This window comes from Actinacidiphila paucisporea (assembly GCF_900142575.1).
Classification (GTDB): domain Bacteria; phylum Actinomycetota; class Actinomycetes; order Streptomycetales; family Streptomycetaceae; genus Actinacidiphila; species Actinacidiphila paucisporea.
Map to the genome: position 1 here is coordinate 14344 of NZ_FRBI01000034.1, position 26185 is coordinate 40528.

Genomic DNA, 26185 nt, shown 5'->3' on the forward strand with positions numbered 1-26185 from the left:
CTGCCGGCGCCACGATTCTGAGAGCGCTCTCAGATAGGTCTGGCCCTTTCTGGCCCCCACGGTGCCTGACGAGACGTGCGGTTTGACCGACGACACCGCCGCGCAGATCTGGTCCCTCCCCGGCGCCTGACCTCACGGGGAAGGCACCCAGAAGACGGCGTGCCGTCCGCCCAGACCCGTGGGGGGCTGGCGGGCGGCACGCCCCTGCAGCAGAACGCACGCGAGGACACAGCCGCAGATTTGTTTGCTCATGTTTCTTTGTCCGCTGCATTGACGACGGATTCAACATAAAGACACGCTAGGCACCAACTTCCACCGCCTGAAGGATGTCGACCATGCCCCGAGCCGTATCCCGCGCACACGGACTCATCCCTCTGTGGGTGCTGGCACTTCTCGCCGCCCTGCTCGCAGTGAGCACCACCTCGGCCCACGCCGCCCCTGACGACACGACGATCAGCGTCGACGGAAGCAAGGGCGGGCGGACCTTCGACGGGATCGGTGCGATCAGTGGTGGCGGCGGCAACTCCCGCCTGCTCACCGACTATCCGGCCGCGCAGCAGAAGCAGATTCTCGACTACATGTTCAAGCCCGGCTACGGCGCGAACCTCCAGCTGCTGAAGCTGGAGATCGGCGGCGACGCGAACTCCACCGACGGCTCGGAGCCGTCGATCGAGCACGCCCGAGGCACGGTCAACTGCAACGCCGGGTACGAGTTCTGGCTCGGTGAGCAGGCCAAGGCGCGCAACCCCGATATCGGCCTGTACGGGCTGGCATGGGCCGCGCCGGGCTGGATCAACGGCGGTTTCTGGTCCACCGACACCATCGACTACCTGATCTCCTGGCTCGGTTGCGCCAAGCAGCACGGCCTGACGATCAGCTACCTCGGTGGCTGGAACGAACGCGGCCACGACGCCGGCTGGTACGTACAGCTGCGCTCCGCACTGGACAAGGCCGGCTACTCAGGCGTCAAGCTCGTCGCCGACGACAGCGGCTGGGATGTCGCCGACGACATGGCCAAGGACTCCGCGTTCGACGACGCGGTGTCGATCATCGGTGCCCACTACCCCTGCCAGGGCGACGGCGGACCGGCCGACAACTGCTCCAGCACCGCCACCGCGCAGAACAGCGGTAAGCCGCTGTGGGCGTCCGAGAACGGCTCGCAGGACATGAACACCGGCGCCCCCGCCCTGATCCGCTCCATCACCCGCGGATACGTCGACGCGAAGATGACCAGCTACTTCAACTGGCCGCTGATCGCCGCGATCTACCCCAACCTTCCCTACAACACCGTCGGCCTCGCGACGGCCAACTCGCCCTGGTCGGGCAACTACAGCATCGGCGAGAACACCTGGGCCACCGCCCATGTCACCCAGTTCGCCCAGCCCGGCTGGAAGTTCGTCGACTCCGCCTCCGGCTACCTCGGTGGCAAGGAGTCCAACGGCAGCTACGTGACACTGAAGTCCCCGAACGGCACGGACTACTCCGCGGTGCTGGAGACGACCTCGGCCACCGAAGCGCAGACCGCGAAGTTCACCGTCGCGGGCGGCCTGTCGACCGGCGCCGTCCACGTGTGGGCCACCGCCGTCACCGCCCCCAGCCCCTCGACGGACTTCGTCCACACGCAGGACGTCACCCCGAGCGATGGCGCGTACTCGCTGGTGCTGAAGCCCGGCTACATCTACACGGTCACCACGACCACCGGCCAGGGCAAGGGCGCCGCCACCGCCCCGGCCGCCCACCCGCTCGCCCTGCCCTACAGCGACAACTTCAACAAGAACGCGGCCGGCACCGAGGCGAAGTACGTCTCCGACATGCAGGGCTCGTTCGAGGTGCAGAAGTGCGCGGCGGGTCGCAGCGGCATGTGCCTGCAGCAGATGGCAGCCGTCAAGCCCATCGAATGGCAGGACGACAGTGACGCCTTCACTCTCGTCGGCGATCCGACCTGGACCGACTACTCGATACAGTCAGACGTCGAACTGGCCAAGCCCGGCACCGTCGAGCTGATCGGGCGGGCCGGCACGCAGAACCGCCCCCAGTCCCACCAGCAGGGCTACTACTACCAGATCAGCGACACCGGCGCGTGGACCCTGTTCAAGAGCGACGCCGGCGGCAACCGGACAGTGCTGGCCCGCTCCTCCACCACCGTGCTCGGCACCGGAAAGTGGCACAAGCTGGGACTGTCGTTCAGCGGACCGCAGATCACCGCGTCCGTCGACGGCAAGGCCATCGGCGTGGTCAACGACAGCACGTACACCGCCGGTCAGGGCGGTCTCGGCCTGACCTCGTACGCCACCGACCAGTTCGACAACCTGTCCTTCGCCCGCGCCGCCGGGCAGGCCCCCTCCTCGACGCTCGCCGTGACGCCGTCGGCCTCGACCGTCCAGCTCGGCAAGACCGTCACCGTCACCACCACCGTCTCGGTCCCGTCCACGGCCAGGACCGCCGAAGGCGTCAACATCACGCTGACGGCACCCGGATTCGGCTTCGACCCGCTGCCCCAGGTCTTCGGCGCCATCAAGCCCGGCCACAGCGCGATCGCCACCTGGGAGCTGACCGCACCCACCGACAAGACGGCCAAGACGAACCTCACCGCCACCGCCACCCTCGCCCAGGGCGGCGTCGCGCACTGGCTCCGGGCGGACTCCCAGATCTCGGTGGTCACCCCGCCGCCCCCCACCGGCGTCAACGACGTCGGCGACCTGCAATTCGTCTCGTCGACCAACGGCTGGGGCCCTGTCGAACGCGACCACTCGGTCGGCGGTTCCAACCCCGACGACGGAACGCCGCTGACCGTCAACGGCACCGTCTACCCCAAGGGCCTCGGCACCAACTCGGTCAGCGACATCACGATCTACCTCGGCGGCAACTGCTCCACCTTCACCTCCACGGTCGGTGACGATGCCGACGCCGGCGGCAACGGCACGATGACCTTCAGCGTCCTCGGCGACGGCAAGACCCTGGCTGCCACCGGGACCGTACGGGGCAATGACCCGGCCCAGCAGATCAGCGCCGACCTCACCGGCGTACAGATGCTCGACCTCGTCGTCGGCGACGCGGGCGACGGCAACGCCTACGACCACGGCGACTGGGCCACCCCCCGACTGACCTGCACCAGCTGAACGAACTGTCCGAGCACTGTCCGAGCCCGCTGACCCGGTGCCGCTCAGCTCGTCCCCGGACCCGCCACCGGTCGGCCTGCCGGGGTGAGTCAGCGGCTTGACGACATACAGCGCCCGCCCCGCGGATGCCGCGGGGCGGGCGCCGTACAGGAGTGCGGGTCAGGCGGGGGTGATGTTCTCCGCCTGGGGGCCCTTCTGGCCCTGGGTGACGTCGAAGTTCACCTTCTGGCCTTCCTGGAGCTCTCGGTAGCCGGAGCTGGCGATGTTGGAGTAGTGGGCGAAGACGTCAGGGCCTCCGCCGTCCTGCTCGATGAAGCCGAAGCCCTTTTCCGAGTTGAACCACTTGACGGTTCCGCTGGCCATTTGTCCCTCCAAGGGGGTTCGAAGTCGGTTCCCGCACCGCGCGGGATCCGGAGGTGATCGCCCTGGTCCTCAGAGACGGTGAACAGCAAAATCGCCCGTGCACACGCGCACGGGCGACCGGTACTTCGGAACCATGACAGCTGTTTCCGACCTTACACGGCCAGTCCCGGCCACACCACAGAACACCGATGACAAGTGCGAGGTGATCGAACGCGCCCGGCACGGCGACTGGGCGGTCGCCGGGGGTCCGCCACGCCGTCTTGAGGGGCTTTCGCCACGGTTCCGCGTCGTACGGCCAGGTCCAGCACGTCCTTGTGGGACGGGCGGCCGCCGGTGAGCGAGGCGGTGTGCGCGCTCAGCCGGTCGTGCCGTCGGGCGGCGTGAGGGTGTCGAAGAAGCCGACGAGGTCGACGACGAGGTCGGTGGGGCCGGCGCTGTGGTTGCGGAAGCGCACTTCGTCGAAGTGCCGGGCGGACAGGTTGATGGTGTTGCCGATGTTCTGGCCCGTCGTCCAGTTGAGCACCGAGGCGTTCAGCGGCAGGCTGTAGGGGCCGCTGAAGGGCAGCAGGACGCCGGGTGCGGCGGGCCGGGTCACGGTGATGCGCAGGAGCAGGGCGGCTTGTTCGGGTTCCGCCAGATCGGCGGGCACCGGGAGGGGGACGCTGATGTCGCCGCCGGCCGGTGCGGGGGCCACGACGGCCGTGCCGAACCCGGAGCGGGTGTCGAGCACCCGGAAGATGCGCGAGTCGCGGAACGAGGTGCGCGCGGCGGCGGCGTAGTAGCCGTTCAGGTCGGCGATGAGGTGGACAGGGGCCGGGCCGTGGTTGTAAAAGGTGATGCGGCCGCCCTGCGAGGGCACGGTCACCAGGTTCGCGACGGTCGTCCCGGCGGCCCAGTTGACGGTGGAGACCGCGGGCCGAGGGCTGTCCGCGCCGTAGGCGGTCACATAGCCGGCCCTGGTGGAACCGGTCGCCGTGACGTTGACGACCACGGCCTGCGGGTCCTTCGGCGCGTGCGCCGGCAGCGGCACGGTCACCGTCACCGAGCCACCGGCCGGGATCGGCGTGGTGGTCGGCACGCCCTTCTTCACGCGGGTGTCGAGGACCCGGGTCTCCAGAACGGGCTCGTAACGGTAGCCGTGCGCGGGGCTGTAGTAGCCCTGGACGTCGACCACGACGTGGACGGAGCCCGTCGACCAGTTGCCGATGTCGATGCCGCCCGCGACGGCCTCGACGGTCACCTGGGCGGCGATCGTCTGTCCGGCGGCCCAGTTGACGCTGGATCCCGGGCCACCGGTGAAATGGGGGAAGACCTGGAGGTATCCGGGAGCGGTGCCGCCGGTCACCGTCACGTTGAGCACGAAGGCGGTCGCGCCGTCGGCGGGGATGCCGCCCCGGCCGGCGGCCGGAATGGTCAGCGTGTCGTAGCTGCGCAGCGGCTCGTTGCCGGAGACTCCGATGCCCGCGCGCGTGTCGAGGATCCGGGTGGACGGCAGCGGGTTGTAGCCCGAGCCCAGCACCATGCGGCCGCCGGCGAGGTGGGCCGGTGTACTGGTGCCCGAGGCATCGGCGGCGGTGACGGCCGGGGCGTAGATCCCGGCGGCGGGATAGGTGTGGTCCACCGCGGGGGAGGAGGTGACCGTCGGCGTTGTCCCGTCGCCGAAATCGTAGGTGTACGTGACGGAGTCGGGGACGGGGGATCCGTCGGCGGTCGCCTTGCCATGCAAGGTGACCGCCAGCGGATCGCTCCCCGGCAGGGGGCTGACCGTGACCCCCGCGGTGATCGCGGGCGTACCGGCCAGTGCGGGCGCGGCCGACGGCAGGCCGGCCGCCGCCGACACGAGGACGAAGGCGGCCACAGCGGTGGCTCTGAAGCGCAGAGGCACGATTCCCCCAACTACTCGGACGCCGCGCCGGCACGGTCCGGACCGCGGTCGGGCCCGCCCGGGCGGCGGCGCGAAAGGACCGGGGCGACGACGCCACCGGAAGGCGGGAGATCCCGCACCTGTTCGACCCACGATCGGGCCTTTAGGTTGTGCCGCCGCCTGAGGCCTGGTCAGGTCCGGGCCGGCCGCCGGCGGAAGCGTGCTGCGGCAGTGGCCCGCCATCCCCCCGGACCTGGCGGGCCACGTGCGGGCCGTCAGGTCCGACGCAGAGCACGGCCGCCTGGACCTGCTGCCCGGCTGCCGTGCCGGAGCCGGCCGGGCCGGTGCGCACCCGCGAGGACGCCGCGGACGGCTACCGCCAGGCGCTAGGACACGGGCCTGCGCGTCAGGCACGGACATGCACGTGCGACCGAGCGCTTCAGCCGGCGGATGAGCGCCTCAGCCGGCGAGTTGGTCCGCGGAAACGAGCCACCGCCAGCGCGAACGCTCAGTGACAAGTGTGCCGGCGGCCAGCAGGGTCACGGTGACCGCTGCCCAGACGGGCCAGGCCAGCCAGGAGGAGATCACGGCTGCGGCGAGTTGGAGCAGCACCAGCAGGATCGTGGCCCAGCCGGGCACCGCGATGATCACGTTGGCCTTGTCCCCCCGGGTGGAGAAAAGAGTCGGCAGGCCGATCAGGGTCACCACGGACACGGCGGCAAGCAGCCATGAGTGGCCGGCCAGTGCCCAGGGGGTGGCCACCCACGCGACGAGCTCCGTCGCGAAGCGCAGGGCGGACGCGGCGCGGTCGTCCGGTCGTTCCGAAGCAGTTTCTCCACCAGCAACGTCGGTCACCTGCGGACGATCTCACGGCCCCAGGGCCGGCTGCCAGGGGTTTGGGTGACGGCGCCGGAGGCGAACCGGTGCAGCCGCCACCCCAGACCCGTGACCAGCCACTTCGGGAGGCAACGGGCTCACTGATGCACGGGCCCCGCCGCGAGGGCGTCGAGCTGCTCCTTCGACCACACGAGCCCGCCGGCTCGCAAGTCCTCGACCACCGTGCGCACCCACTCCAGCTCCGCGGCCGTTACGGCTCGCAGGTACTCGGTCTCCAGGCGGGTGATGCGCGGCAGCCCTTGCGTCGCCTCCGCGGCCATGGCCGTTTCCAGTCCGGCGAGGTTCTCCGTGAGCGCGCCGAGCCGCCGCTCCAGCACCTCCGTCATCTCTTCCGGCGTGAGCAGCAGCAGATTCGACAGGGCGGCCGGGAACTCCGGGAATTCCTGCTTGGGCGCGGAGAGCATCTCCTCCAGCCAGGCGCGGGCGGTTTCGCGCCCCGCGTCCGTGACTTCGTACACGGTCCGCTCGGGGTACTGCTGATCGCGCTCTGTCTCGCGGACCGCGATCAGCCCGTCGCCGTTGAGCCGCTCGATCGTGCGGTAGAGGCTCGCACGCTGCCTGACGTTGACGACTTGTTCCTTGCCCCAGTCCTTGACCAGGCGCTGGATGCCGTACGGGTGCAGTGGCTTGTAGTGCAGCAGGGCCAGGACGGTCAGGGCGAGGGGGGAGCTGCGCGGAGCGGATGACGTCATGGAGCCGATTTTAGCCTCATCAAGACTAGTTGACAGGAGACTAGTCTCAGAGAGACTATTGCTCTCGATACACCACCACCACGAAAGGAACCACCGAGATGTCCCTCGCTGAGCGCATCCACTCCGACCACGGCCTCGTCAAGCACCTGGGTAACTGGACCGAGGCCGGCCGCTTCGAGGTCAAGGCCCGCCATGGAGCCGCTGTCCTCGACCTGCGTTCCCCCGGCCTCCCCGACGACATCGTGATCCACATCGACCTGGACCGGGCCATGGTCAAGCTGCTCGTCGACGACAGCGCCGCCATCGACCACTGGAACCTGAGGTGGACCGCCCGAGGCAGGATCAAGGACTCCCGGCCCGTATCCGGATGCGACGAGGGGACCGGCCGCCGGATCCGCCTGTCCGGCTCCGCGACGAACAGCGAGATCCGCATCCACCGCGGCGGCATCGCGGTCCTGTCGGCGATGTTCTCCCGTGCGTGGATCCAGGATGCGCGCCGCGCCCACAAGACCGGCGGCGCCATGACCATCGATGGCCTGACCACCGGTCAGCAGTCATGACCCGCACCGGCAAGACCCGCACCGCGCTCGTCGTCGGCGGCGGCATCGCGGGACCCGTCGCCGCGATGGCCCTGCGCCAGGCAGGTATCGAGGCTGCCGTCTACGAGGCGTACGACTCCACGGCCGACGGGGTCGGAGGCGGCATGACCATCGCCCCGAACGGCCAGAACGCCCTCGACGCGATCGGCGCGGGCGACCTCGTCCGCGCCATCGGCACACCGGTCACCGCCATGGGCCTACGGAGCTGGACGGGCAAGCACCTCGCACAGTTCGCCCCGCCCTCCCGCCTGCCGTCCCTGCAGTTCGTCTGGCGCGCGGACCTCTACCGTGCGATCTACGACGAGGCGGAGCGTCGCTCGGTACCCGTCCACCACGGCAAGCGGCTGACCGACGTGACGGACAGCGACTCCGGCGTCACCGCGCACTTCGCGGACGGTACGCGGGCCGGCGCCGACATCCTGATCGGCGCCGACGGCATCCGCTCCACGGTCCGCCCCCTGATCGACCCGGCCGCGCCGCAGCCGAAGTACGCCGGTCTGGTCTGCTTCGGAGCCCAGATGCACCAATCCGGACTTCCCTCCACCGGCGGCGTCATGTACATGTGCTTCGGCAAGCGCGCCTTCTTCGGCTACCAGGTCTTCGACGACTCCTCGGCGGTGTGGTTCGTGAACCTGCCCCGCACAGTCCCGATGACGGTCGCCGAGGCCCAGGCGATCGGCGCGCAGGAGTGGATGCGCACCCTCCTGGCCGCCGTCGCCGACGACCGCACCCCCGCTTCCGAGATGATCAGCCGCACCGACGTCGGCCAGCTCCTCATCACCGGCCCGATGGAAAACATGCCAAGGGTCCCGACCTGGACCCGCGGCCGCATGACCCTGATCGGCGACGCGGCCCACGCCGCGTCGTCCAGCTCCGGTCAGGGCGCCTCCATCGCCACCGAAAGCGCCGTCGAACTCGCGCGCTGCCTCCGGGATCTGCCCTACGACCAGGCTTTCTCGACGTACGAACAACTGCGCCGCCCGCGCGTCGAACGCATCATCAAGCTGGGCGCCCGCACGAACGGCAACAAGAGCGCGGGCCCGGTCGGCCGCGTACTGCGCGACCTCGCGATGCCGGTGGCCATGAGGCTGATCAACCCGGAGAAGACGGCCTGGCAGTTCGACCACCACATCGACTGGAACGCGGGGGCGGCCCCCCTCACCTGAACCCCGGCCCACCCCCGGCTGCGACGGCCGGGACGGCCGGTCCGCGACCGCTCGTATGCCGTGGGCGATCCGTCGTGCACCGAGTACATCGAGTGCGGCGCGCACGCTGGCCGGGCCGGCGAGTTCCCCTGCGTGCGGGGCTGAAATGAGCCCGGCGTCGCCGACGATGGTGAATGCCTGGGCGAACGGCTCGGAAGAGTATCGGGTCTCGGGCGTACACCACGACGCCGAAGCCGATGCCCAAACGTGCGGCAGACCCATGTGTCCGACCGACCCGGTAAGTTCATTGGGGCGAACGAATGATCTTTTCACCGGCTGGGGGAGGGCACCGACCACCTTCGACAGCCAGCCCATGGCCTTCCTCTGGCGAATGGCCTGTCCTCCTCGTCCGGTCTCACTGGCCATGGCCGCCCTTGCTCGCCTCAGTCATCAGGTATGCCGCTGCCAGTCCCGCATTCTGCGGTTGCTTCGAGATCGCTGCGAAGCGCAGAGCGGCAGCCGCTCGCGGATTCCGCGACGGTGGGGCAAGGCCAGGACCTTCACCGCACGCACTTGCGGCGCTGCCCGGCCAGGTCCAGCCAGAAGTCCGCGAAGTCGACCTCCGCCTCCTCGCCCGGACGCAGCAGAGCCCGAACGCTTCGCGCCGCCGGCGTCCGGTGCTGGTGTGGGCAGCGCTGGACAACGGTGGACAGCTCGCTCAGCAGACGTCCGCCGCGCGGAGGAGGCACGCGCGACAGCCACTGTGCGCACCTCGCCCACTGCTGCCCGGCGCCACCGCACCACGCTTCGACGGCTCGCGCCAGACGTGACCGGCATCACCGGTCGGAGGCTACGCCCAGGCGGGATCACGGCCGGTCAGGCCGAGGATGCGGTCCAAGGTGGGTGCGTCGGCCGGCACCGCGACCTCCGGCCCGTACATGCCCATCTGCCGCCCCTGCTCCACGCCGGTGAACATCGTGTCGTGCAGATGTGCCAGCAGGTCGGCGGGCAGTTCCAGCCGCTGCCCGGTCGCGACCGCCAGGTCCCAGCCGTGCATGGCCAGCTCTCCGACGATCATGTCGCCCATGACGGTCGCGGGCAGCGTCTGCGGCGTGCCCATGCTCGTCTCGCCCTCCCAGGCACTCGGCGGCGCCCACGACGACGTGATGTCGTCCAGCAGGGCGAGCAGGCGGCCCCCCCAGTCGGCGCCCGCCAGGTCCACATCGGACTCGGCGGCCGCCGGCTGCGGAACGGACTCCTTGCGGCCGCCGCCGGCGAGCGACGGGCCCCAGAACAGGAGGTGGTTGACCAGTGCCCGCACGTCGTACTCCGTGCACGGGGTCTTGTTGGCGAGCTGGTCGTCGGTGATGGTGCGGGTGACTGCGGCCATGGCTTCGGCAGCGTTGGACATATGTGACATGGGAGCGACGCTAGGCGGCCCGGGTCGGAGGTGTATTGAACAAAGGCGACATACGCCTGCCATGTGGAGCGGGACGTTCGTGAGCCGGGCAGTGCCTGGACCAGGGATCAGCGCCACACCATCCACGGCCCGTCGCCGGCGCCCGCCCCGGATGTGTCACCGCTCGCGCCGCCGCCGGTACGCCCGCCCCCTCGGCGGGTGACCGGCATCACGCGAAGCCGGCATAAAGCAAGGAATGGGACTCCTCTGTGTGTGGTTGAAAAGCGAACCAACCCCGTCCCCAGGGAGCACACCATGGGCCTGTTCGCCCGCAAGAGCACCGTCACCCCGGCCGCCGCACCCGCGGCCACCGCGTCTGCCACGCAGGCCGGCGCCACCGCGGATCTGGCGCACCTGACCGGTGACTACGTCATCGACACCTCCCACAGTGAGATCGGCTTCTCGGCGCGGCATGCGATGGTCACGACCATCCGCGGGCGCTTCACCGACTACGAGGGCACCCTCGCCCTCGACGGCGCCGACCCCTCCGCCTCCAGCGCCACGCTGACCATCAAGGTCGCCAGCGTCGACACCGCGCTGGGTGCGCGGGACGAGCACCTGCGCAACGGCGACTTCTTCGCGGCTGAGGAGTTCCCCGAGATCACCTTCCGCAGCACCAGCGCCGAGCAGATCGACGCCGAGACCTACCGCATGCACGGCGACCTGACCGTCAAGGGCATCACCCGCCCGGTCACGATCGACCTGACCCTCAACGGGCAGGTCACCGACCCCTACGGAAACGTCCGTGTCGGCTTCGACGGCTCCGCCACCGTCAGCCGCGGCGACTGGGGCCTGACCTACAACGCGGCCCTCGAGGGCGGCGGCGTCCTGATCAGCGACAAGGTCAAGCTCACCTTCGACATCTCGGCGGTCAGGCAGGCCTGACCCGGCCGGCCTCGGCTCGGACGGTAAGGCCGTGAGCACCAGGTTCCTCCGAGGCGGCCGTGACGCACCGTGGCGCCGCACGGTCATGGGGCGGTCCGGCGAGGACCGCCCCATGACCTTACGGCCTCGTCACCTCCCCGCCGCGAGCCGGTGGTGAGGGAGGAGCGCGGCTGGGCTACTGGTGCAGCAGGTGGAGGTCGACGGCGTCGGCCAGCGCCTGCATGCCGGCCGCGTTCGGGTGGAGGTGGTCGCCCGAATCGAAGCGGGGGTCGAGCGCCGAGGGATCGGCCGGGTCGGCGACGGCCTTCTCGAAGTCGACCACCCCGTCGAAGGCGCCGCTGGTGCGGATCCAGGTGTTGGCCGCCTGCCGGAGGGCGTCGGCGGAGCCGCTGTAGTAGCCGCTGCCCTTGTCCGGCAGGAGGGTGGCACCGATGATCCTGACTCCGGCGGCGTGGGCCTGGCCGATCAGGTTCCGGTAGCCGTCGATCAGATCCTGCGCGGTGAGCGGGCCGCCGCCGGGTCCGGCGTTGTTGCCGATGTCGTTGATACCCTCCATGAGGATCACGTCGCGCACTCCGGCCTGGCCGAGAGCGTCGTGGGCGAAGCGTTTGGTGGCGCTGACGCCTTGCCAGATGTTGGGCACGTCGGTCAGCACGCGGTTACCGCCGATGCCCGCATCCACCACTCCCATCGGGCTGGTGGCCGCCAGCCGCCGGGCCAGGTCGTCGGGCCAGCGCTGGTACGTACCCGTCGGCGTGTTGTACCCGTCGGTGATGGAATCGCCGAAGGCGACGACGACGCCGCGGGCGTCGGGCGAGACGACGTCGAGACCGGACAAGTAGTACCAGGACGTGGTCGACGCGATGTAGTTGCCGTCGCCCGCCTCAGCCGTGTGGTCGCCCGCGGCGGACAGGTAGGTGGTGTCGAACGCGTCGGAGTGCCAGGTCGCGGAACTGGTCGCGTTCGGCAGGTAGACGCTGGCCAGGATGTTGTGGTCGGCGGAGACCGCCATCGGGACCGGGTCGCTGACGACCTCCGCCCCCGCGGCGATCGTCACCGAGGTGCGGTGCCCGAAGGTGACCGCGTGCTCGGTGTGGGGGACCGCGGTGGCCCGGTCGGCCTGTACGGCCACGTTCGTCGCCCCGATCGTCAGCGGGGTGGTGCCGCGCAGGTTGGACAGGTGGATACGCAGCGAATGCCCGTTGATGCTGGAGTGGACGACCATCCGGATGGTCCGGTTGTCGAAGTTGGGTCCGCCGATGGTCATGCTGGGCGACCACGCCGCCAGCTGCCCACTGCCGGGTGCCGAGCCGCCCTTGGTGGGTGCGGTGGGCGCGGCGGGTGCGGAGGGTGCGGCGCCCAGCAGGGCGGCCACGATCGCGGTCGCCGCCGCCAGCACCGGCAGCTTTCGTGTCTTGGCGAGGATCATTTCTGCCTTTCTTCGGCCCGTGACGGCCGGTCAGCTCAGGGCGAAGCCGTCCACCAGGAAGTAGGTGCCGCTGAGCTTGGTCACCGTCAGCGTGTGCGGGGCGTCGGTCAGGCCGGAGATGGACCAGAGGGTCTGCCGGCTGTGTCTCTGCGGAGTGTTCGCACTGGCAGTGCCCTTGGACACGCCGTCGAGCGTGATGCCGAAGTCGCCCTCGTCGGAGTTGGTCTCGGTGAAGAAGGCGGCGCCGGTGCCGGTGAAGCTGATCGTGGCGGCCGCACCGTTCTGCTGGGTGTAGTGCACCCCGTTGTCGAGGTCGCCGTCGCCGCGGGAGCCGCTCGACGACCAGCTGCCGGTGTACGCGACCCGGAGGTCGTCGTCGTCGACGGCGCTGCCGGGCAGGGTGCCGGGACCCGCGGCCTTGATGATCGCCAGCGCCGCCGCCGGCCAGTTCCCGTCGCTCACCACGGTGGCCTGCTGGAACGTGATGCCGGTGCCGCTGTTGTTGTAGGCGGCGGTGTCACTGTAGTTGTCATGGATCGAGTCGTCGTGGATGCTCGGCGTCCACAGGTTCGTCCAGAGCGACCCGTTGCCGAAGCGCACCACGTTGTCGTGGGTCTCCCACAGCGAGCTTCCCTCGTCGTGGTAGATCATGTTGCAGCCGTCGATGCACTCCGACAGGACGTTGCCGGTGAACTCCGAGGGCGCGGACTGGCCGCCGAGGGTGTAGATCGGACCGCCGTCGAACAGCGCCCCCATGACGCTGTGCACGTGGTTGCCGACCACATGGGCGTCGCCCGCGTAGGTCGTGCCGTGCAGGCACGGGTTGGGAAGGCCCTGCTTCTCCTGGAGGGTGCAGTCCGAGGCCCAGCCCCAGCCCCAGCCGATGGAGATGCCCGAATACGGGGTGTAGCCGACGTCGTTGTGCGACAGCGTCGTGCCCCGGCTGTGTCCGACCCAGATGCCGACCGCGTCCGCGTACTCCTGGCCGGGGAACTGCACCACCGTGCGGGAGACCGTGTTGCCGCTGGTCATCAGGCCGGGCTCGGTCTGGTAGTAGTCGTCGACCTCGCCGACCGCCACGCCGATGCCGGAGGTGTCGGTGATCGTGCTGCCGGCCACCGTGGAGTCCTGGGTCTGGTCGGCCAGGTCGATCCCGCTGGTGCCGGTGTGCGTGACGGTGTCGCCGGTGAAGGTGATCCGCTGTCCCCTGTGCACCTGGACGGCGGCCGGGATACGGGCCGGTGCGCGCGTGGTCGGGTCCCAGACGACGCCGGCCTGGTTGTCCACGTAGCCCTCGGCGGTGGGGGCGGTCCAGGTGGCGCCCTGGAAGGTGATGCCGGAGAAGGTGATGTCGTGCACCGGTGCGATCGGGTCCGGGATCACGGTGAAGCCGTCGACCAGCAGGTACGACCCGCCGGTCTTGACCACGCGCAGAGTGTGGGACCCCTTGGACAGCCCGGTGACGGAGACCATGGCCTGCTGGGCCAGCCGTACGGGACCGTTGCCGGAGACCGTCGACACCTTCGTGCCGTCGATGAAGACGTCTGCGCTGCCCTCGTCGCCGTTGCTCTCCGAGAGCATCTGGATGCCGGTGCCGTCGAAGGTGTAGCTGACCGCGTCGCCGTCGGTGGAGGTGTAGTGCACGTCGGCGTTCAGGTCACCGAGGTGCCGGCCGCCGGAGTAACCCCAACTGCCGGTGTAGACCGCCCGCCAGTCGGTGTCGTTCAGCGGTGCGAGATGGCCGGGAGTGCCGGAGGCGTCCACCAGCTCCGGGGCGACCGGCAGTTCGACGTCGGCGGTCGCCAGGTTCTCACCGGGTCGCGGCACGTAGTAGAGGTAGCCGGCGTTCTGGTCGATGTAGAACTGCCCTGGAGTGCCCAGGAGTTGGTAGGCGTTCTCCAGCCATGTGATGCCGTCCAGGGTGGGCAGGCCGGCGCCGTTGAAGGGGAAGCCCGGGTTGGGTACCGAGGAGTGGTTGTTGTTCCAGCAGGCGGGGTCCACGGTCAGGTTCGAACCGCCGGAGGCGGAGGGCGCGATGGAGGCCAGCGGGCAGCGCATCTGCTTCCAGCCGCTGTTGCGCACGACTTCCACCCTGGCCGGATCGGTCCAACGGGCGTACCCCGGGTCGGCGGTGGTGAAGCCGGTGGCGGTGACGGTGAACCCACTCGGGTCCCGGGTGCCCCGGTCGCGGTCGGCCCGCACTCCGTTGACGAACAGCTCCCGGCCGGCGGCGCCCGCCGGTATTTTCGCGCGGTAGACGTCCTTCTCGGCGTCGGTCTTGACGAACCCGGTGACCTTGACGGCACCGGTGAGCACCGGGTTCTGCCCCGCGGCGGCCTGGTAGACCACCGGGTGCCCGGGCCGTCCGGAGTCCTGGACCCCGAGCCGGAACGGACCGGTGAGCCGGTAGGTGCCGCCCTGCAGTTCGACGACGACGTCCCCTTCTGCGCCAGGGACCAGCTTCCTCGCCTGGTCCCTGGCGGTGTCCAGCGAACAGGGTCTCTGCGCCGTACAGGCGGTCCCGTGCCCGTCGGGCGCGACGTGGAGCACATCGGTGTGCGGAGCGGCCTCGGCCGAACCGCCGCTCGACACCCCGAGGGTGACGGCGGCGACGGCCGCAAGGCATGCAACAACAGCCCTGCGCATGTTCTTTCTCCAGACGGCGGGCGACGATGAGGGAGATACGTCCTATGAATGTACGGGAGCACGCGGTTGCTTCCTAGATCGCGCCCGCATTTTCCTGCAGGAGATCGGACCTTTCCGTAGTCCGCAACCGTCCTACTCCGTGGGGCCGTCGAGGCTTGACCGCTGTATCGGGGGGGTGCGACGGCCTGTCGGCCCACGGGCTTCGCCCGCCCTCCGGGCGCCGGACGTGCCACCCGTCCACGGCGCCCGCACGGTCGTGGAGCCCCCGCAGGCCACCGACCAGTCGACGCCCCCGACCCGTCAGTCCGGAGTGTCGTAGGTGACGCGGGCGGCTTGCACCTCGTCCATGTGCTCTTCCGCCCAGTCCTTGATCGCGCGCATCACCGGCAGCAGCGAGCGGCCGAGGGGGGTGAGCTCGTAGGCGACGCGCACCGGGACGGCAGGGGTCACGGTCCGCGACACCAGACCGTCGCGTTCGAGATGCCGCAGGGTCTGTGTCAGCATCTTCTGGCTCACGCTGGCCAGCCTGCGCTGCAGTTCGGAGTACCGCCGTGGCCCGTCGGCAAGCGCGTTGACGACGAGGCTGACCCACTTGTCGGCGATGCGGTCCAGCAGTTGCCGGGCGGGGCACTCGGCGAGGTAGGCGTCGTAAATGATGCTCGCCTCGGCCCGGCGCTGGGAGGCGGTGCGGGTGGGCATCTTGGCTCTCCTTCCGGTGCCTTGGGCACCTCGAAGTGCGTACTTACCGCTGGAGAGTAGTGCTCTCTACGGTAGCCACATGATCGCTGAAGAGAAGATGCGGGCGGTGGTCGCCCGCGGCTACGGCGGGTCCGAGGTACTCAAGTCGGTGACGGTCCCGCTGCCCGAGCCCGGTCCCGGGCAGGTGCGGATCCGCGTCGAGGCCGCGACCGTCAACCCCGTCGACCTGGTCACCCGTTCCGGCGCGCTCGTCGAAGCAGGGCTGATGGCGCCCCGCGAACACACGGGCATCGGATGGGACGTCGCGGGCGTGGTCGACCGGCTCGGAGGGGGCGTGACGGCGTTCGCACCGGGGCAGCGGGTGATCGGCCTGCGCGACCTGCTCGACGTGTCGTTGGGCGCCTACGCCGAATACCTGGTCCTGGACGCCACGGCTGTCGCGCCCGCGCCGCCCGGCGCCTGTCCCGCGGCCGCAGCGACGCTGCCGTTGAACGGCCTCACCGCCCTCCAGTCCCTGGACCTGCTCGACCTCGTCACCGGCGATGTGGTGCTGGTGACCGGAGCCACCGGGGCGGTCGGCGGCTTCGCCGTCGAACTGGCGGCACGGCGCGGCCTGCGCGTCGTCGCCCAAGCCGGCGCCGACGACGAGGAGTGCGCTCGAAGCCTCGGCGCGGAGTGGGTCGTCGGCCGTGACGCCTGCGACCTGGCGGGCGATGTCCGCCGCCTGGTTCCGGGCGGCGTCGCCGGCGCGCTCGACACCGCGGGGCTCGGCATCCGCGCGCTGGCCGCCGTCCGCACCAGGGGCTCCTACGTCACGATGGTCGGCGGTTCAGCGCCACCGCCGTTGCGTGGCATCTGCGTCCACCAGCAGTGGATCAGTGCTGACGGGGGCGCCCTGGCCGGTCTCGCCGCCATGGATCTGAGCTTGCGGGTCGCTGACGTCCTCCCGCTCGAGCGCGCGGCCGAGGCGCATGATCGCCTCGCCGCGGGCGGGATACGCGGCCGACTGTTGCTGACTCCTGCAGACGAGGCCTGAGGCGGGCCCGTCCACGCGATCGCGGCGCGTACCCACGAACACTGCGGGCGGCGACCGGTCATTCCGGCTGGGGGAGTGGTGAACGGGACAGCGCTTCCGGGGCCGCCGGCGACGGCACCCGCTTGTGCCGGCGCGTCATGCCGACGCCGACCAGGACGACGACCATGCCCGTGACGATCCGCGGGTTGAGGGCCTCGCCGAGGACGATCGCTCCCAGCACGACGGAGACGACCGGTAGCAGGTAGCCGACTGTCGCGGCGTTCGTCGCACCCTCGTCCGCGATGATGCGGTACGTGAGGTGGAAGGTGATCCCGGTGGCGAAGATCCCGAGGACGGTGACCGCGATCAATGCCTTGGCGGGGAGATGGACCGCCACGAGGCCGCCGGCCGGCAGGGTGAGCGCCGTGAGTCCGGCCGCGGCGACGAGTTGAGCCGCGGACAGGGAGAGGGTGGGGATGCCCCTGCCCACGAGATGGCGGGCCATGTAGGCGAAGCCGACGGCGTAGCTCGCCGCCGCGGCGAGGATGGCCAGTGCGCCCCAGCCGACGGGCCCGGTCTGCGACCACGGGGCGAAGATCAGCACCGTTCCTGCGAAGCCGAGGACGAGCCCGGCCAGCCGGACGGGCGGCAGTCCGCGTTCGGTGCCGACGGCGGTACCGATCAGCACCGACCACAGCGGTGTCGTGGCGTTGAGTACGCCGGCCAGGCCGGAGCTGACACTTCTCTCGCCGAGGCTGAACATGGCGAACGGCAGGGCGTTGCAGAAGAAGGCCGCGACGACGATGTGGCGCCAAAGGGTGCGGCCCCGCGGAAGCCGGTGGCGCGCCCTGAGGCACAGGACCAGCAGGACGGCCGCCCCCAGGGCGCAGCGGCTGAACGTGACCTGGACGGGAGCCAGGGCGGCCAGAGCCAGTTTGATCCACAGGAAAGTGGATCCCCACAGCAGGGCGAGCACACCCAGCCGTGCCCCCACCCATGCCCGGCCTGCGGCGCTGTTCACTCGTTGTTCCCCTCGTCCAGGGCCAGGATCAGGTCGTCCAGGTCCACGATCAGGAACGATGCCAAGGCCTGCCCTCAAGGACAAGCACAGAGAACTGCACTATCGTTAAGCTCCTCTACATGCTCGACGTGCGACGCCTGAACCTGCTGCGGGCGGTGGTCACCAGTGGATCGATCACCGCGGCCGCCCGGAACCTCGGTTACTCGCCCTCTGCCGTGAGCCAGCAGATCACCCTGCTGGAGAAGGAGGCCGGGATCTCGCTGCTCGAACGGATCGGGCGGGGCGTCCGCCCCACGGCGGCCGGGCGGCTCCTCGCCGGGCACGCGGGCATCATCAGCCACAACCTCGCCGAGGCGGAGACCGCGCTGGCCGACCTGCGCGCAGGGCGTACGGGCAGGCTGGCGATCCGCTACATGTCCTCGATCGGCCCCACCGTGGTGGCACCCGCCCTGTCCCGCCTCCGCAAGGAGCACCCGGGGCTGCGGATCGATCTCAGACTCATCGACCCCGAGGACCCGCTGTCGGTGGCGGACGAGAACAGGGCGGACCTCACGATCATGGTCGGGTCGGGCCGCAGCGTCCCGCAGGGCGTCCATCTGGTGCATCTCCTCGATGACGCCTACCGCGCGGTGCTGCCTTCGGGGCATCCGCTCGCGGCGCAACGCACCGTCGATCTGGCCGAACTCGCCGGTGAGGCATGGGTCGGCAGCGAAGCGCCGGGCCCGTGCCTCGTGCCCATCACCGACGCCTGCGCCGCAGCGGGATTCAGTCCGAACTTCGCGGCGTCGAGCGAGGATTACGCCACGGCGCAGGCGTTCGTCGCAGCGGGCCTCGGCGTCTGCCTCATACCTCGCACGGGGCTGGGCAACCGCCACCCCGGCGTCGCTGTCCGGCGGGTGCGCCGCCCCGAGCCTGTCAGAACGATCTACGCCGCAGTGCCGGAGACCACCCTTGAGCAACCCGCCCTGCGCGCGTTGCTCGAAGCGCTCAAGGACGCGGCGAAGGACGAGGGACCGACCACACCGCGCCCCCGGCGGGGGTAGCGGCGCCATCGCGCCACTGCTGCAACGGGTTACTCCGCGACAGCACCGTTCGATCACCTCGTGGACGCGGGAGCACCGCGCCAGGGAAGGCAGGACATGACGACCGCTGAGGAGTCCGGCCGGCGCGACCCCGAGCCGCGGCAGGACCTTGTACGGCGGTCGGCGCCGTTCCTGCCCGCCGGCAGTGAGATTCGGCAGGCGTTCATCTGCCAGAGCGCGCCGAGCTTCTGGTTCTTCGTCATCACCTACGTCACCGGCCTGACGATGTTCCGGAACGAGTACCGGTGCGTGGCGGTCACTCAGGACGCCATCCACGTGTTGGACAGCAGCAGGCTGTCGGGCGGAGCCCACCCGCAACGCCTGGCGGCAACGATGCCACGCCACAGCCGACTCGGCCCGGTCTCCGGACGATGGGGGCAGCTGGACCTCCTCGGCAAGCGTCACTGGGTCCACAAACGCTTCCACGACCAGATCGCTGCCGCGGACCGGGAGGCCGGCTTCGCTCCCTAGGTCCGACGGCCCCGGGGGACGGCCCGACGTCCGGCCTGACGCGGGAGGCGCGGGCTGCCGCGAGCACGGATTCCGCGCCGACCGCAGCGGCCCACGACCGGGCCCGCTCACCGCTGCCGTGGACCGCGCTCCCCAGCTGCCTCAACCCGCGCCCGCCCGCGCCCGGTTGCTGCCGCAGGTCGCCAGGCTGCACCAGCGGCGGCGACCGCTGTGGTCGAGGAAGAGCCACCCGCAGTCGTCACTGGAGCAGGCGCGGATCGTGAAGCGGCGCGGGTCCGCGAGGAGTTCCGCCGCGCTGCGGGCGGTGGCGCGCACGGGCAGCCGCAAGCCCGCGGCCGGGGACAGCCGCCAGCGGCCGAGGCCGTCCTCCCCCCGGGTGAAGACCGCGGAGCCGGCGGCGTCCTGCACGACCGCGGCCACCGCGTTGAAGGCACGGGCGTCGTGCGGGTCGGCCAGGCAGGCGTAGAGCTGCGTACGGAAGCCCCGGGCCTCCTCCAGCGCGGCGGCGGCCTCGTCCGGCTGCTCCTGCGCCTGCTGGAGCAGCCGGTCGACGGTCGGGTCGTCCGCCAGGTCCATGTGACCCGCCCACACGGCGAGGGTGGCGTAGCGGCGCAGCCAGTCCGCACCGGGCAGCCCGGGGGCTCCCCAGCCGGCGTACGTGTTGCAGAACTCCAGCGCCGGATGCCCGCTGGTGCTCCACGGCAGCCACTCTTCGCGCACCCGCACGGCGTACAAGGGCGCGGGCGGCCGGTCCAGCCGGCGGTCGCCCTGGAGTATGCGGTCGTGCAGCGTGGCCAGCGCGGGGCCCGGCTCGATGCCCAGTTCGGTCACCAGGACATGGCGCGCATGCCGGTAGAGCTCAAGGGCGTCTGCCTGACGGCCACTTCGGTAGAGTGCGGTCATCTGGGCGATGACGAGCCGCTCCCGCGTGGGTAGTTCGTGGGCCAGCGGCGTCAGATCCGCCAGCACCCGCTCGTGCAGGCCCATGGTGAGCTGGCCCTCGGCCCGTTGCTCCAGAGCGGACAGCCGCAGCTCGGTGAACCGGGCGCCGAGCCGCCCGCGGAGTTCGTCGTCGATGACGTCGGCGAGCAGCGGCCCGTGCCACAGCGCCAGCGCCCGGTCGTAGGAGCGCACCCGTTCCCCGGGATCGCCGGTCACGGCCGCCTCCCCGACCAGGCTCAGGAACTCCCGCGCATCGGTGGTGTGCTCGCCGAGGTCGAGCAGGTAACCGCCGTGGCGGGTCTCGACGAGCAGACCGTACGGTCTGAGCCGGGCCCGCACCCTGCCGATGTAGGTGTGCACGGTGCCGCGGGCCGACGCGGGTGGGGAGCCGTTCCACAGCAGGTCGATGAGGCGTGCGGTCGTCACCACGTGACCGGCCTCCAGCAGCAGGATCGCCAGCAGGCAGCGCTCCTGCCGGCGCTCGCCGAGCATGACGCGTTCGCCCTCGTGGCGGGCCTCGAACGGGCCGAGCAACTGGAACTTCATGACTGCCCCCACCCTCATGAGTCGTGGTCAGAATCCGGTCAGCTGCCGGGGTGAGGCTGAGGTCCGGATCTCCACCACCTCACCCCAGGGGAAAAGCATGCGACGAACTGTCATCGCCCTGTCGGTCCTTGCCGCTGTCGCCGTCGGCGCGGCACCCGTAGCCACCGCGTCCGCGACCTCGTCCGCGTCCGCGTCCGCGTCCGACGCGGGGAGTACCGCCGCGGGTTGGGTCCCCGCGCCGTCGGCGCCCTGGGACAAGCCGGCAGGCGCGCGGTGCGACTTCCCCGTCCACGGCGAGCCCGTCGTCGACGAGGTCGAGCAGCGCGTCCTCGACACGTACGCCGACGGCACCGCGAAGCGCGTCGCCTACAAGGGCGACCTGGTCGTACGGCTCACCGACACCGACACCGGCGCCTTCTACGACGCGGACGCCGGCGGGACGGCGATCGTCGACTACCGCACCGACGGCTCCCAGCTCTGGTACGTGCTCGGACCGGTACTGGTCGGCTTCGGCGAGAACAGCGGCAGCCTGGCCCGCGGTTTCTACACCATCGACGGCGCCTACACGCTGGAGTTCAGCCCCACCGGATACAAGACCCTGACCATGCTGCACGGCTCGACGGACGACCTCTGCGCGCGAATCGGCTGAGTCACCGAACGACCGCGCCGTGGTCACCGACGGCATATCCGTGTCCCTATTGGGCGTGACAGCTGTGCGGTGACGGGCCGGTTCCTCATTCCGGATGAGGCGGACAGCGTCGAGGTCTACTCGTGGATCGGGCGTCCTGCTTCCTGTCCGGTCGTGGCGGACCAGCCACGAACTCGCCGCGTTCTACGCCCGCGCCGAGGCCGGCGCCCGCTATGTGGGCAGGGCGCGCGCTACAGCAGCACCCCGGCCAGCCGCCGCCAGGCGTCCAGCGGGAGTTCGCTCCGGGTGGCGGCGGTGACGACCTGGAGCGCCAGGTGGTCGGCCCCCGCGGCGAGGAACTCCTGGGCGCGCTCGGCGACCCTGTCGGCGTCGCCGAGCGCGAACACCGCGTCCAGCAGCCGGTCGCTGCCGCCGTCGCGCAGGTCGTCCTCGGTGAAGCCGAGCCGCCGCAGGTTCGCGGTGTAGTTGGGCAGCGTGAGGTACATGGCCAGGTAGTCGCGGGCGGTGGCGCGGGCGCGGTCCAGGTCCGGGTCGAGCACCACCTTGAACTCCGGGGCGAGCAGCGCGTCCTGGCCCAGGATGTCGCGGGCCCCGGCGGTGTGCTCCACGGTCACCAGGTACGGGTGCGCGCCTGCCGCGCGGTCCCTGGCCAGCTCCAGCATCCTGGGGCCGAGCGCGGCCAGGACCCTTCCGGCCGCGGGCACCGGCTCCGGTGCGGAGTCCAGCGCGGTCAGGTACTCGCGCATCGCCGAGTACGGCTTCGCGTAGTTCTTGGCGAGTGCTCCGTGGCTCACACCGAGCCCGAGCAGGAACCGCCCGGGATGGGCGCGTTCGAGCGCCGCCCGCCCGGTGGCGACCTCCTCCGCGCCGTGCTGCCAGATGCTGAGGATGCCGGTGGCCACCACGATCCGGGGCGCCGCGGCCAGCAGCGGCGCCGCGTAGCCGACGTCCGGGCTGCCGCCGAGCCAGATCGTGCCGTAGCCCAGGGAGTCGAGTTCGGCCGCGGCCTCGTCGTGCACACCTGAGTACGCGGGGCCGTCGCCGTTCTGGGCGGTGGTCCAGGCGCTGCTCCAGACGCCGATCCTGCCCAGAGGGTTGTCCTGTGCCATGTGTGTCGTCCTCGCTCGAAAGGGAATTCGCGGTCACCTCCGTTGTACACGGCCCGGTGCCCGCCGTTGCGGACGCGCACCTCGCGCGTGCGCTGAGCTGCCGGACATAACGAAGTCGCGCGCCAGGACGTCTGTAGGAGTAGTGATCGCCGGCCGCTGCCATGTCCGCCGCCCACGTCGTCCGGGAGGAATCCACCGGCCTCCCTCCGATCTCCCGCCCCCACTGACCCCCGGGTCCGCGCCGCGACAGCCCCGCCACGGGCGTCCCCCGCCCTGATCGCCGGCCTGCTGGGGGCCCCGGTCGTCAGCGAGCCTCGCGCCCACGGGAGGGCTTCCGCCGGGCGCGGCGTCCGTCCCGCACCGCGTGGACGGGCGGCGCGTCCCGCGGGAGCGCCGGTGGCGGGAGGCCCCGACCGTCGCTGTTTGTACGATATGCCCGATATTGTGCGAGCCTGGCGGTGAGGGGGGTTTCCCCGGTGGCCGGTTTCGCACGCCCGTCGATGACCCCACGGGGTCAAAGGAGAGCAGACGGTGAGCAGCTCGTTCGAACTGGTGGCGGTGATCAGCGACGCCGGTACGGTCGTCACCTGGGCTCCTGCGGCCGAGCGCCTCTGGGGTTTCTCCGCCGCCGAGGCGCTGGGCCTGCCCGCCGACCGGCTGGTGACGGTCGGCGGTGAGCCCGGGCGGCCCGGTCCGCTGAACGCCGCCAGGGGCTGGTCAGGGCCGGTGGACATTCGGCAGGCCGACGGCCGGGGACGGAACGTGGACTTCCGGGTCACCCCCTTCTTCGTCGGCGAGGCCGGCCACGACTGGCTGGTGTGGGAGGCCGCTCCCGCCGGGCGGCTGCCCCCCTCCGGCCTGGACACGGCCGCGCTGGAGACCCTGTTCCAGCACGCGCCCATGGGGGCCGCGCTGTGGGGGCTCGACCTGCGCTGCACCTGGTACAACGAGGCGATCACCGGCATGGAGTTCATCCCTGGCGGCCCCCGCGTGGGGCGGCGGCTCACCGAGCTGCTCGCGTCGGGGCGCGGCCAGAGCCTTGAGGCCGCGATGCGGCGGATCCTCGAACGCGGGACAGCCTCGGTGGACCTGCTGTGGATGCCGCCCGGGCCGGACGGGAGCCCCGAGCCGTCGCTGTCGCTGTCCCTCTTCCGCGTGGACGACGCGGACGGCCGGGCGCTGGGCCTGTGCCTGATCGTCGAGGACATCCGCGAGAGCTGGTCGCGGCAGCGGCTGGGACTGCTCGTCGAGGCGGGCACCCGGATCGGGACCACGCTCGACGTCATGGTCACGGCCCAGGAGCTGGCGGACACCGCGGTGCCGACGCTCGCGGACTTCGTCACGGTCGACCTCGCCGACTCCATCACGCCGGATCAGGAACCGCTGGAGCGCGTCAGCTCCAACGAGGCCGGCCACGCCGCCTTCTACCGCGGCGGCATGGCCTCCATCCACTCCGGTGTCCCCGAGGCCATCTGGCCGCGCGGAATGCCGGTCTTCGTGCCGCCCTCGTCCCCGTACACCGAGGTGTGGGCCACGGGGACGTCCCACTTCGAGCCGGTGATGGACACCTCCCCGGGGACCTGGCGTGACGACGACCCCAGCCGTGCCGCGGTCCTCCAGCAGTTCGGGATGCACTCGCTGATGATCATTCCGCTCCAGGCCCGCGGGAACGTGCTCGGCATCGTCACCTTCTTCCGCTCGGAGAACCCGGCGCCCTTCAGCAGGGCCGACCTCTTCTTCGCCGAGGGACTGGCGGCCCGCGCCTCGCTGAGCCTGGACAACGCCCGCCGCTACAGCCGCGAGCGCACGGCCGCCCTCGCGCTCCAGCGCGACCTGCTGCCGCACATCCTGCGCAGCGGTGACGCGGTCGAGGTGGCCTCGCGCTACCTGCCCGCGGACAAGCACGGCGGGGTGGGCGGCGACTGGTTCGACGTGATCCCGATGTCGCACGACCGGGTCGCCCTGGTCGTCGGCGACGTCGTCGGCCACGGCATCAACGCCGCCGCGACCATGGGTCGGCTCCGTATGGTGCTGAACACCCTGACGAACCTGGAACTGCCCCCGGACCAGGTGCTGGCCCGGCTGGACGAACTCGTCGTCGGCCTGGCGCGCGACCGGCCCGAGGAAGAGCTCACCTCACCGAGCGTGGGAGCCACCTGCATCTACGTCGTCTACGACCCGGCGACCCGCTCCTGCACCATGGCCAGCGCCGGGCACCCCCCGCCGGCGATCGTCGCCCCGGACGGGAGCGTGGAGTTCGTCGCCCTGCCGTCCGGAGCACCGATCGGCATCGGGCTGGGGGACTTCCGCTCCGCCGAGATGCACGTGGAGGAGGGAAGCGTGATCGCGTTGTACACCGACGGCCTGGTCGAGACCAGGGAAGCCGACATCGACCAGGGCCTGGACCGGTTGCGCACGGCCCTCGCCCGCCCGGCGGCGACCCTGGACGACCTGTGCACCACAGTCATCGACACGATGCTGCCCGAGGGCGGGTCCGCGGACGACACCGCCCTGCTGCTGGCCCGCACGCTCCCCCTGCCCCGGTGAGCCCGGCCGCCATCGGTTGGAACCCCGACGAGTTCGGCGCTGTTGGCGTACCCGTCCGCGAACGCGGCGCACGCCACCTGCACTCTGTGGCTGCCCGTCGCGGCTGGGCATGTGGAGAAGGCGATGGAGTGGATCGCAGCCGAGCTCATGCCGCAACTCGCCTGATGCCGTTCGCCGTTCGCCGTTCGCCGTTCGCCGCACGTCGCCTGCGGCCGGCACCCGGCGGACCAGGGAAAGGAGAAGCCGCCCAGGTCGGCGCGTGCTGTACGGTCTGGTGCGACAGCGCGCCGGGTCGCGGCTCGCACGATCGGGGGGTGCGGCATGCCGTCGTTCTGGCGCAAACTGAGCGCCCTTCAGCGCAGGGGGATCGCTGTGGTGGTGCTCGTGTGCGCGCCGATCGTGATCGTCGGGACGGCATCCGGCCTGCGGGGCAGCAGCGGCGGAGGGAAGGCCGCAGCGTCCCCCTCGGCCACTTCCAGCACCAGGAAGGCCACCCCCGCGGGGCTGTCCGCACCGGAACCCGCACACCTGGCGCCGGCTGCCGCACGGCGCAAGGCAGCCGCGATCTGCCGCACCGCCAACGCCTATTACCAGACCGAGTTCCACGACGGCGTCATCGCGATCCTCAACCGGTCCAAGCCCGGCAGCTACCCGGCGTTCTACGCCTGGCACAAAAGGGCGGCGAATGGTGACCAGCAGCCCTGGAAGGACGCGTCCGCCGAGGTGTACGGGTTTTTCACCGCCGCCGATGCGCCGTCCTCAGTCAGAGACTGGTACGACGACAACGGCCTCCTTTCCGCCGATCTGGCAATACTGGCCTACCTCGGGCTCGACGCGGGCGGCCCCCGCGACGCCGCCGCACAGCAGGCGGTTCAGGATGCCGTGGCCCATTTCCGCGAGGACTTCGCGGACGCCCAGAAGGACGCTGACCGGATCGAGGCCGGCAAGTAGTCGGACACGACGCTCCAGCCGAGGCAGCGGTTCACCGCGCTGAGCGTGGACGGGC

23 protein-coding genes and 1 pseudogene are annotated in these 26185 nt (G+C 70.9%); 11 read left to right on the forward strand and 13 right to left on the reverse strand.

The window, feature by feature from the left end; translation table 11 throughout:
• The first annotated feature begins 335 nt into the window (after positions 1-335).
• The gene (locus BUE44_RS31775; protein WP_159450321.1) at positions 336-3119 is read left to right on the forward strand and encodes an NPCBM/NEW2 domain-containing protein; all 2784 of its coding nucleotides are present in this window, start codon (positions 336-338) and stop codon (positions 3117-3119) included.
• Positions 3120-3278: 159 nt separating this feature from the next.
• Here BUE44_RS31775 and BUE44_RS31785 read toward each other — a convergent pair whose 3' ends face one another.
• The 4 genes from BUE44_RS31785 to BUE44_RS31800 all read right to left on the reverse strand — a co-directional run bounded on the left by BUE44_RS31785 (position 3279) and on the right by BUE44_RS31800 (position 6935).
• Positions 3279-3482: a cold-shock protein gene (locus tag BUE44_RS31785; protein WP_073502486.1), complete on the reverse strand. Its 204-nt coding sequence runs from the start codon at positions 3480-3482 to the stop codon at positions 3279-3281.
• Positions 3483-3837: 355 nt separating this feature from the next.
• Positions 3838-5367: a PKD domain-containing protein gene (locus BUE44_RS31790; RefSeq protein ID WP_159450322.1), complete on the reverse strand. Its 1530-nt coding sequence runs from the start codon at positions 5365-5367 to the stop codon at positions 3838-3840.
• Between the two features lie 438 nt (positions 5368-5805).
• On the reverse strand, positions 5806-6201 hold the full coding sequence (locus BUE44_RS31795) for a hypothetical protein (RefSeq protein ID WP_107415911.1): 396 nt from the start codon (positions 6199-6201) through the stop codon (positions 5806-5808).
• A gap of 119 nt (positions 6202-6320) precedes the next feature.
• Positions 6321-6935: a PadR family transcriptional regulator gene (locus BUE44_RS31800; RefSeq protein WP_073502488.1), complete on the reverse strand. Its 615-nt coding sequence runs from the start codon at positions 6933-6935 to the stop codon at positions 6321-6323.
• 98 nt (positions 6936-7033) lie between these two features.
• On the opposite strand from BUE44_RS31800, the gene BUE44_RS31805 reads away from it, so the two are divergent.
• Together BUE44_RS31805 and BUE44_RS36845 are read left to right on the forward strand one after the other, a co-directional pair.
• A complete protein-coding gene (locus BUE44_RS31805; RefSeq protein ID WP_073502489.1) occupies positions 7034-7495 on the forward strand; it encodes a hypothetical protein in 462 nt (153 codons plus the stop codon).
• The gene (locus BUE44_RS36845; protein WP_073502490.1) at positions 7492-8700 is read left to right on the forward strand and encodes an FAD-dependent oxidoreductase; all 1209 of its coding nucleotides are present in this window, start codon (positions 7492-7494) and stop codon (positions 8698-8700) included. The genes BUE44_RS31805 and BUE44_RS36845 overlap by 4 nt, the downstream gene beginning before the upstream one ends.
• Positions 8701-8748: 48 nt before the next feature.
• Here BUE44_RS36845 and BUE44_RS39910 read toward each other — a convergent pair.
• The 3 genes and pseudogenes from BUE44_RS39910 to BUE44_RS31820 all read right to left on the reverse strand — a co-directional run.
• Positions 8749-9105 (reverse strand): annotated as a pseudogene (locus BUE44_RS39910) (hypothetical protein); the annotation flags it as partial.
• A 134-nt stretch (positions 9106-9239) separates the two neighbouring features.
• Entirely contained in the window at positions 9240-9428 is a 189-nt protein-coding gene (locus BUE44_RS37235; protein WP_143172630.1) for a hypothetical protein, read from the reverse strand.
• Positions 9429-9529: 101 nt separating this feature from the next.
• Positions 9530-10090 carry a TIGR03086 family metal-binding protein gene (locus BUE44_RS31820; RefSeq protein WP_073502491.1) on the reverse strand — a complete coding sequence of 187 codons (561 nt, stop codon included), beginning with the start codon at positions 10088-10090 and terminating at the stop codon, positions 9530-9532.
• 303 nt (positions 10091-10393) lie between these two features.
• On the opposite strand from BUE44_RS31820, the gene BUE44_RS31825 reads away from it, so the two are divergent.
• Positions 10394-11023, forward strand: coding sequence for a YceI family protein (locus tag BUE44_RS31825; protein WP_073502492.1), 630 nt, complete (start codon positions 10394-10396; stop codon positions 11021-11023).
• 175 nt (positions 11024-11198) lie between these two features.
• Here BUE44_RS31825 and BUE44_RS31830 read toward each other — a convergent pair whose 3' ends face one another.
• The 3 genes from BUE44_RS31830 to BUE44_RS31840 all read right to left on the reverse strand — a co-directional run bounded on the left by BUE44_RS31830 (position 11199) and on the right by BUE44_RS31840 (position 15797).
• Complete coding sequence (locus tag BUE44_RS31830; protein WP_073502493.1) at positions 11199-12452, reverse strand: SGNH/GDSL hydrolase family protein; 1254 nt, start codon at positions 12450-12452, stop codon at positions 11199-11201.
• A gap of 30 nt (positions 12453-12482) precedes the next feature.
• Positions 12483-15098, reverse strand: a complete 2616-nt coding sequence (locus tag BUE44_RS31835) for a right-handed parallel beta-helix repeat-containing protein (protein ID WP_143172631.1) — start codon at positions 15096-15098, stop codon at positions 12483-12485.
• Positions 15099-15398: 300 nt separating this feature from the next.
• Positions 15399-15797, reverse strand: a complete 399-nt coding sequence (locus BUE44_RS31840; RefSeq protein ID WP_073502495.1) for a winged helix-turn-helix transcriptional regulator — start codon at positions 15795-15797, stop codon at positions 15399-15401.
• A gap of 79 nt (positions 15798-15876) precedes the next feature.
• Between BUE44_RS31840 and BUE44_RS31845 the strand changes: the two genes are divergently transcribed.
• Positions 15877-16833 (forward strand): NADP-dependent oxidoreductase, encoded by a 957-nt coding sequence (locus BUE44_RS31845; RefSeq protein ID WP_073502496.1) that lies wholly within the window; start codon positions 15877-15879, stop codon positions 16831-16833.
• A 58-nt stretch (positions 16834-16891) separates the two neighbouring features.
• Here the strand turns inward: BUE44_RS31845 and BUE44_RS31850 are convergent, their stop codons facing one another.
• Positions 16892-17833: a DMT family transporter gene (locus BUE44_RS31850; protein ID WP_073502497.1), complete on the reverse strand. Its 942-nt coding sequence runs from the start codon at positions 17831-17833 to the stop codon at positions 16892-16894.
• 119 nt (positions 17834-17952) lie between these two features.
• Here BUE44_RS31850 and BUE44_RS31855 point away from each other — a divergent pair, with 119 nt between their 5' ends.
• Positions 17953-18876 (forward strand): LysR family transcriptional regulator, encoded by a 924-nt coding sequence (locus BUE44_RS31855; RefSeq protein WP_073502498.1) that lies wholly within the window; start codon positions 17953-17955, stop codon positions 18874-18876.
• 96 nt (positions 18877-18972) lie between these two features.
• On the forward strand, positions 18973-19386 hold the full coding sequence (locus BUE44_RS31860) for a hypothetical protein (RefSeq protein ID WP_073502499.1): 414 nt from the start codon (positions 18973-18975) through the stop codon (positions 19384-19386).
• A 141-nt stretch (positions 19387-19527) separates the two neighbouring features.
• Here BUE44_RS31860 and BUE44_RS31865 read toward each other — a convergent pair whose 3' ends face one another.
• Positions 19528-20874, reverse strand: coding sequence for a BTAD domain-containing putative transcriptional regulator (locus tag BUE44_RS31865; RefSeq protein ID WP_073502500.1), 1347 nt, complete (start codon positions 20872-20874; stop codon positions 19528-19530).
• A 97-nt stretch (positions 20875-20971) separates the two neighbouring features.
• Between BUE44_RS31865 and BUE44_RS31870 the strand changes: the two genes are divergently transcribed.
• A complete protein-coding gene (locus tag BUE44_RS31870; protein WP_073502501.1) occupies positions 20972-21523 on the forward strand; it encodes a hypothetical protein in 552 nt (183 codons plus the stop codon).
• A gap of 230 nt (positions 21524-21753) precedes the next feature.
• Here BUE44_RS31870 and BUE44_RS31875 read toward each other — a convergent pair whose 3' ends face one another.
• Complete coding sequence (locus tag BUE44_RS31875; protein WP_073502502.1) at positions 21754-22632, reverse strand: LLM class F420-dependent oxidoreductase; 879 nt, start codon at positions 22630-22632, stop codon at positions 21754-21756.
• Between the two features lie 531 nt (positions 22633-23163).
• Between BUE44_RS31875 and BUE44_RS31880 the strand changes: the two genes are divergently transcribed.
• The 3 genes from BUE44_RS31880 (at position 23164) to BUE44_RS31885 (ending at position 26130) form a co-directional block, all read left to right on the forward strand.
• Entirely contained in the window at positions 23164-25179 is a 2016-nt protein-coding gene (locus tag BUE44_RS31880) for a SpoIIE family protein phosphatase (RefSeq protein ID WP_073502503.1), read from the forward strand.
• Between the two features lie 42 nt (positions 25180-25221).
• Positions 25222-25344: a hypothetical protein gene (locus BUE44_RS39430; RefSeq protein ID WP_265737190.1), complete on the forward strand. Its 123-nt coding sequence runs from the start codon at positions 25222-25224 to the stop codon at positions 25342-25344.
• A 156-nt stretch (positions 25345-25500) separates the two neighbouring features.
• Positions 25501-26130, forward strand: coding sequence for a hypothetical protein (locus tag BUE44_RS31885; RefSeq protein WP_143172632.1), 630 nt, complete (start codon positions 25501-25503; stop codon positions 26128-26130).
• Positions 26131-26185 lie beyond the last annotated feature (55 nt).

What these genes read in the sequence shown, in the direction of transcription:
- BUE44_RS31775 (WP_159450321.1), top strand. Translation starts at nt 336, where the DNA reads ATGCCCCGAGCCGTATCCCGCGCACACGGACTCATCCCTCTGTGGGTG.
- BUE44_RS31785 (WP_073502486.1), bottom strand. Translation starts at nt 3,482, where the DNA reads ATGGCCAGCGGAACCGTCAAGTGGTTCAACTCGGAAAAGGGCTTCGGC.
- BUE44_RS31800 (WP_073502488.1), bottom strand. Translation starts at nt 6,935, where the DNA reads ATGACGTCATCCGCTCCGCGCAGCTCCCCCCTCGCCCTGACCGTCCTG.
- BUE44_RS31805 (WP_073502489.1), top strand. Translation starts at nt 7,034, where the DNA reads ATGTCCCTCGCTGAGCGCATCCACTCCGACCACGGCCTCGTCAAGCAC.
- BUE44_RS36845 (WP_073502490.1), top strand. Translation starts at nt 7,492, where the DNA reads ATGACCCGCACCGGCAAGACCCGCACCGCGCTCGTCGTCGGCGGCGGC.
- BUE44_RS31820 (WP_073502491.1), bottom strand. Translation starts at nt 10,090, where the DNA reads ATGTCCAACGCTGCCGAAGCCATGGCCGCAGTCACCCGCACCATCACC.
- BUE44_RS31825 (WP_073502492.1), top strand. Translation starts at nt 10,394, where the DNA reads ATGGGCCTGTTCGCCCGCAAGAGCACCGTCACCCCGGCCGCCGCACCC.
- BUE44_RS31830 (WP_073502493.1), bottom strand. Translation starts at nt 12,452, where the DNA reads ATGATCCTCGCCAAGACACGAAAGCTGCCGGTGCTGGCGGCGGCGACC.
- BUE44_RS31835 (WP_143172631.1), bottom strand. Translation starts at nt 15,098, where the DNA reads ATGCGCAGGGCTGTTGTTGCATGCCTTGCGGCCGTCGCCGCCGTCACC.
- BUE44_RS31840 (WP_073502495.1), bottom strand. Translation starts at nt 15,797, where the DNA reads ATGCCCACCCGCACCGCCTCCCAGCGCCGGGCCGAGGCGAGCATCATT.
- BUE44_RS31845 (WP_073502496.1), top strand. Translation starts at nt 15,877, where the DNA reads ATGATCGCTGAAGAGAAGATGCGGGCGGTGGTCGCCCGCGGCTACGGC.
- BUE44_RS31855 (WP_073502498.1), top strand. Translation starts at nt 17,953, where the DNA reads ATGCTCGACGTGCGACGCCTGAACCTGCTGCGGGCGGTGGTCACCAGT.
- BUE44_RS31860 (WP_073502499.1), top strand. Translation starts at nt 18,973, where the DNA reads ATGACGACCGCTGAGGAGTCCGGCCGGCGCGACCCCGAGCCGCGGCAG.
- BUE44_RS31865 (WP_073502500.1), bottom strand. Translation starts at nt 20,874, where the DNA reads ATGAAGTTCCAGTTGCTCGGCCCGTTCGAGGCCCGCCACGAGGGCGAA.
- BUE44_RS31870 (WP_073502501.1), top strand. Translation starts at nt 20,972, where the DNA reads ATGCGACGAACTGTCATCGCCCTGTCGGTCCTTGCCGCTGTCGCCGTC.
- BUE44_RS31875 (WP_073502502.1), bottom strand. Translation starts at nt 22,632, where the DNA reads ATGGCACAGGACAACCCTCTGGGCAGGATCGGCGTCTGGAGCAGCGCC.
- BUE44_RS31885 (WP_143172632.1), top strand. Translation starts at nt 25,501, where the DNA reads ATGCCGTCGTTCTGGCGCAAACTGAGCGCCCTTCAGCGCAGGGGGATC.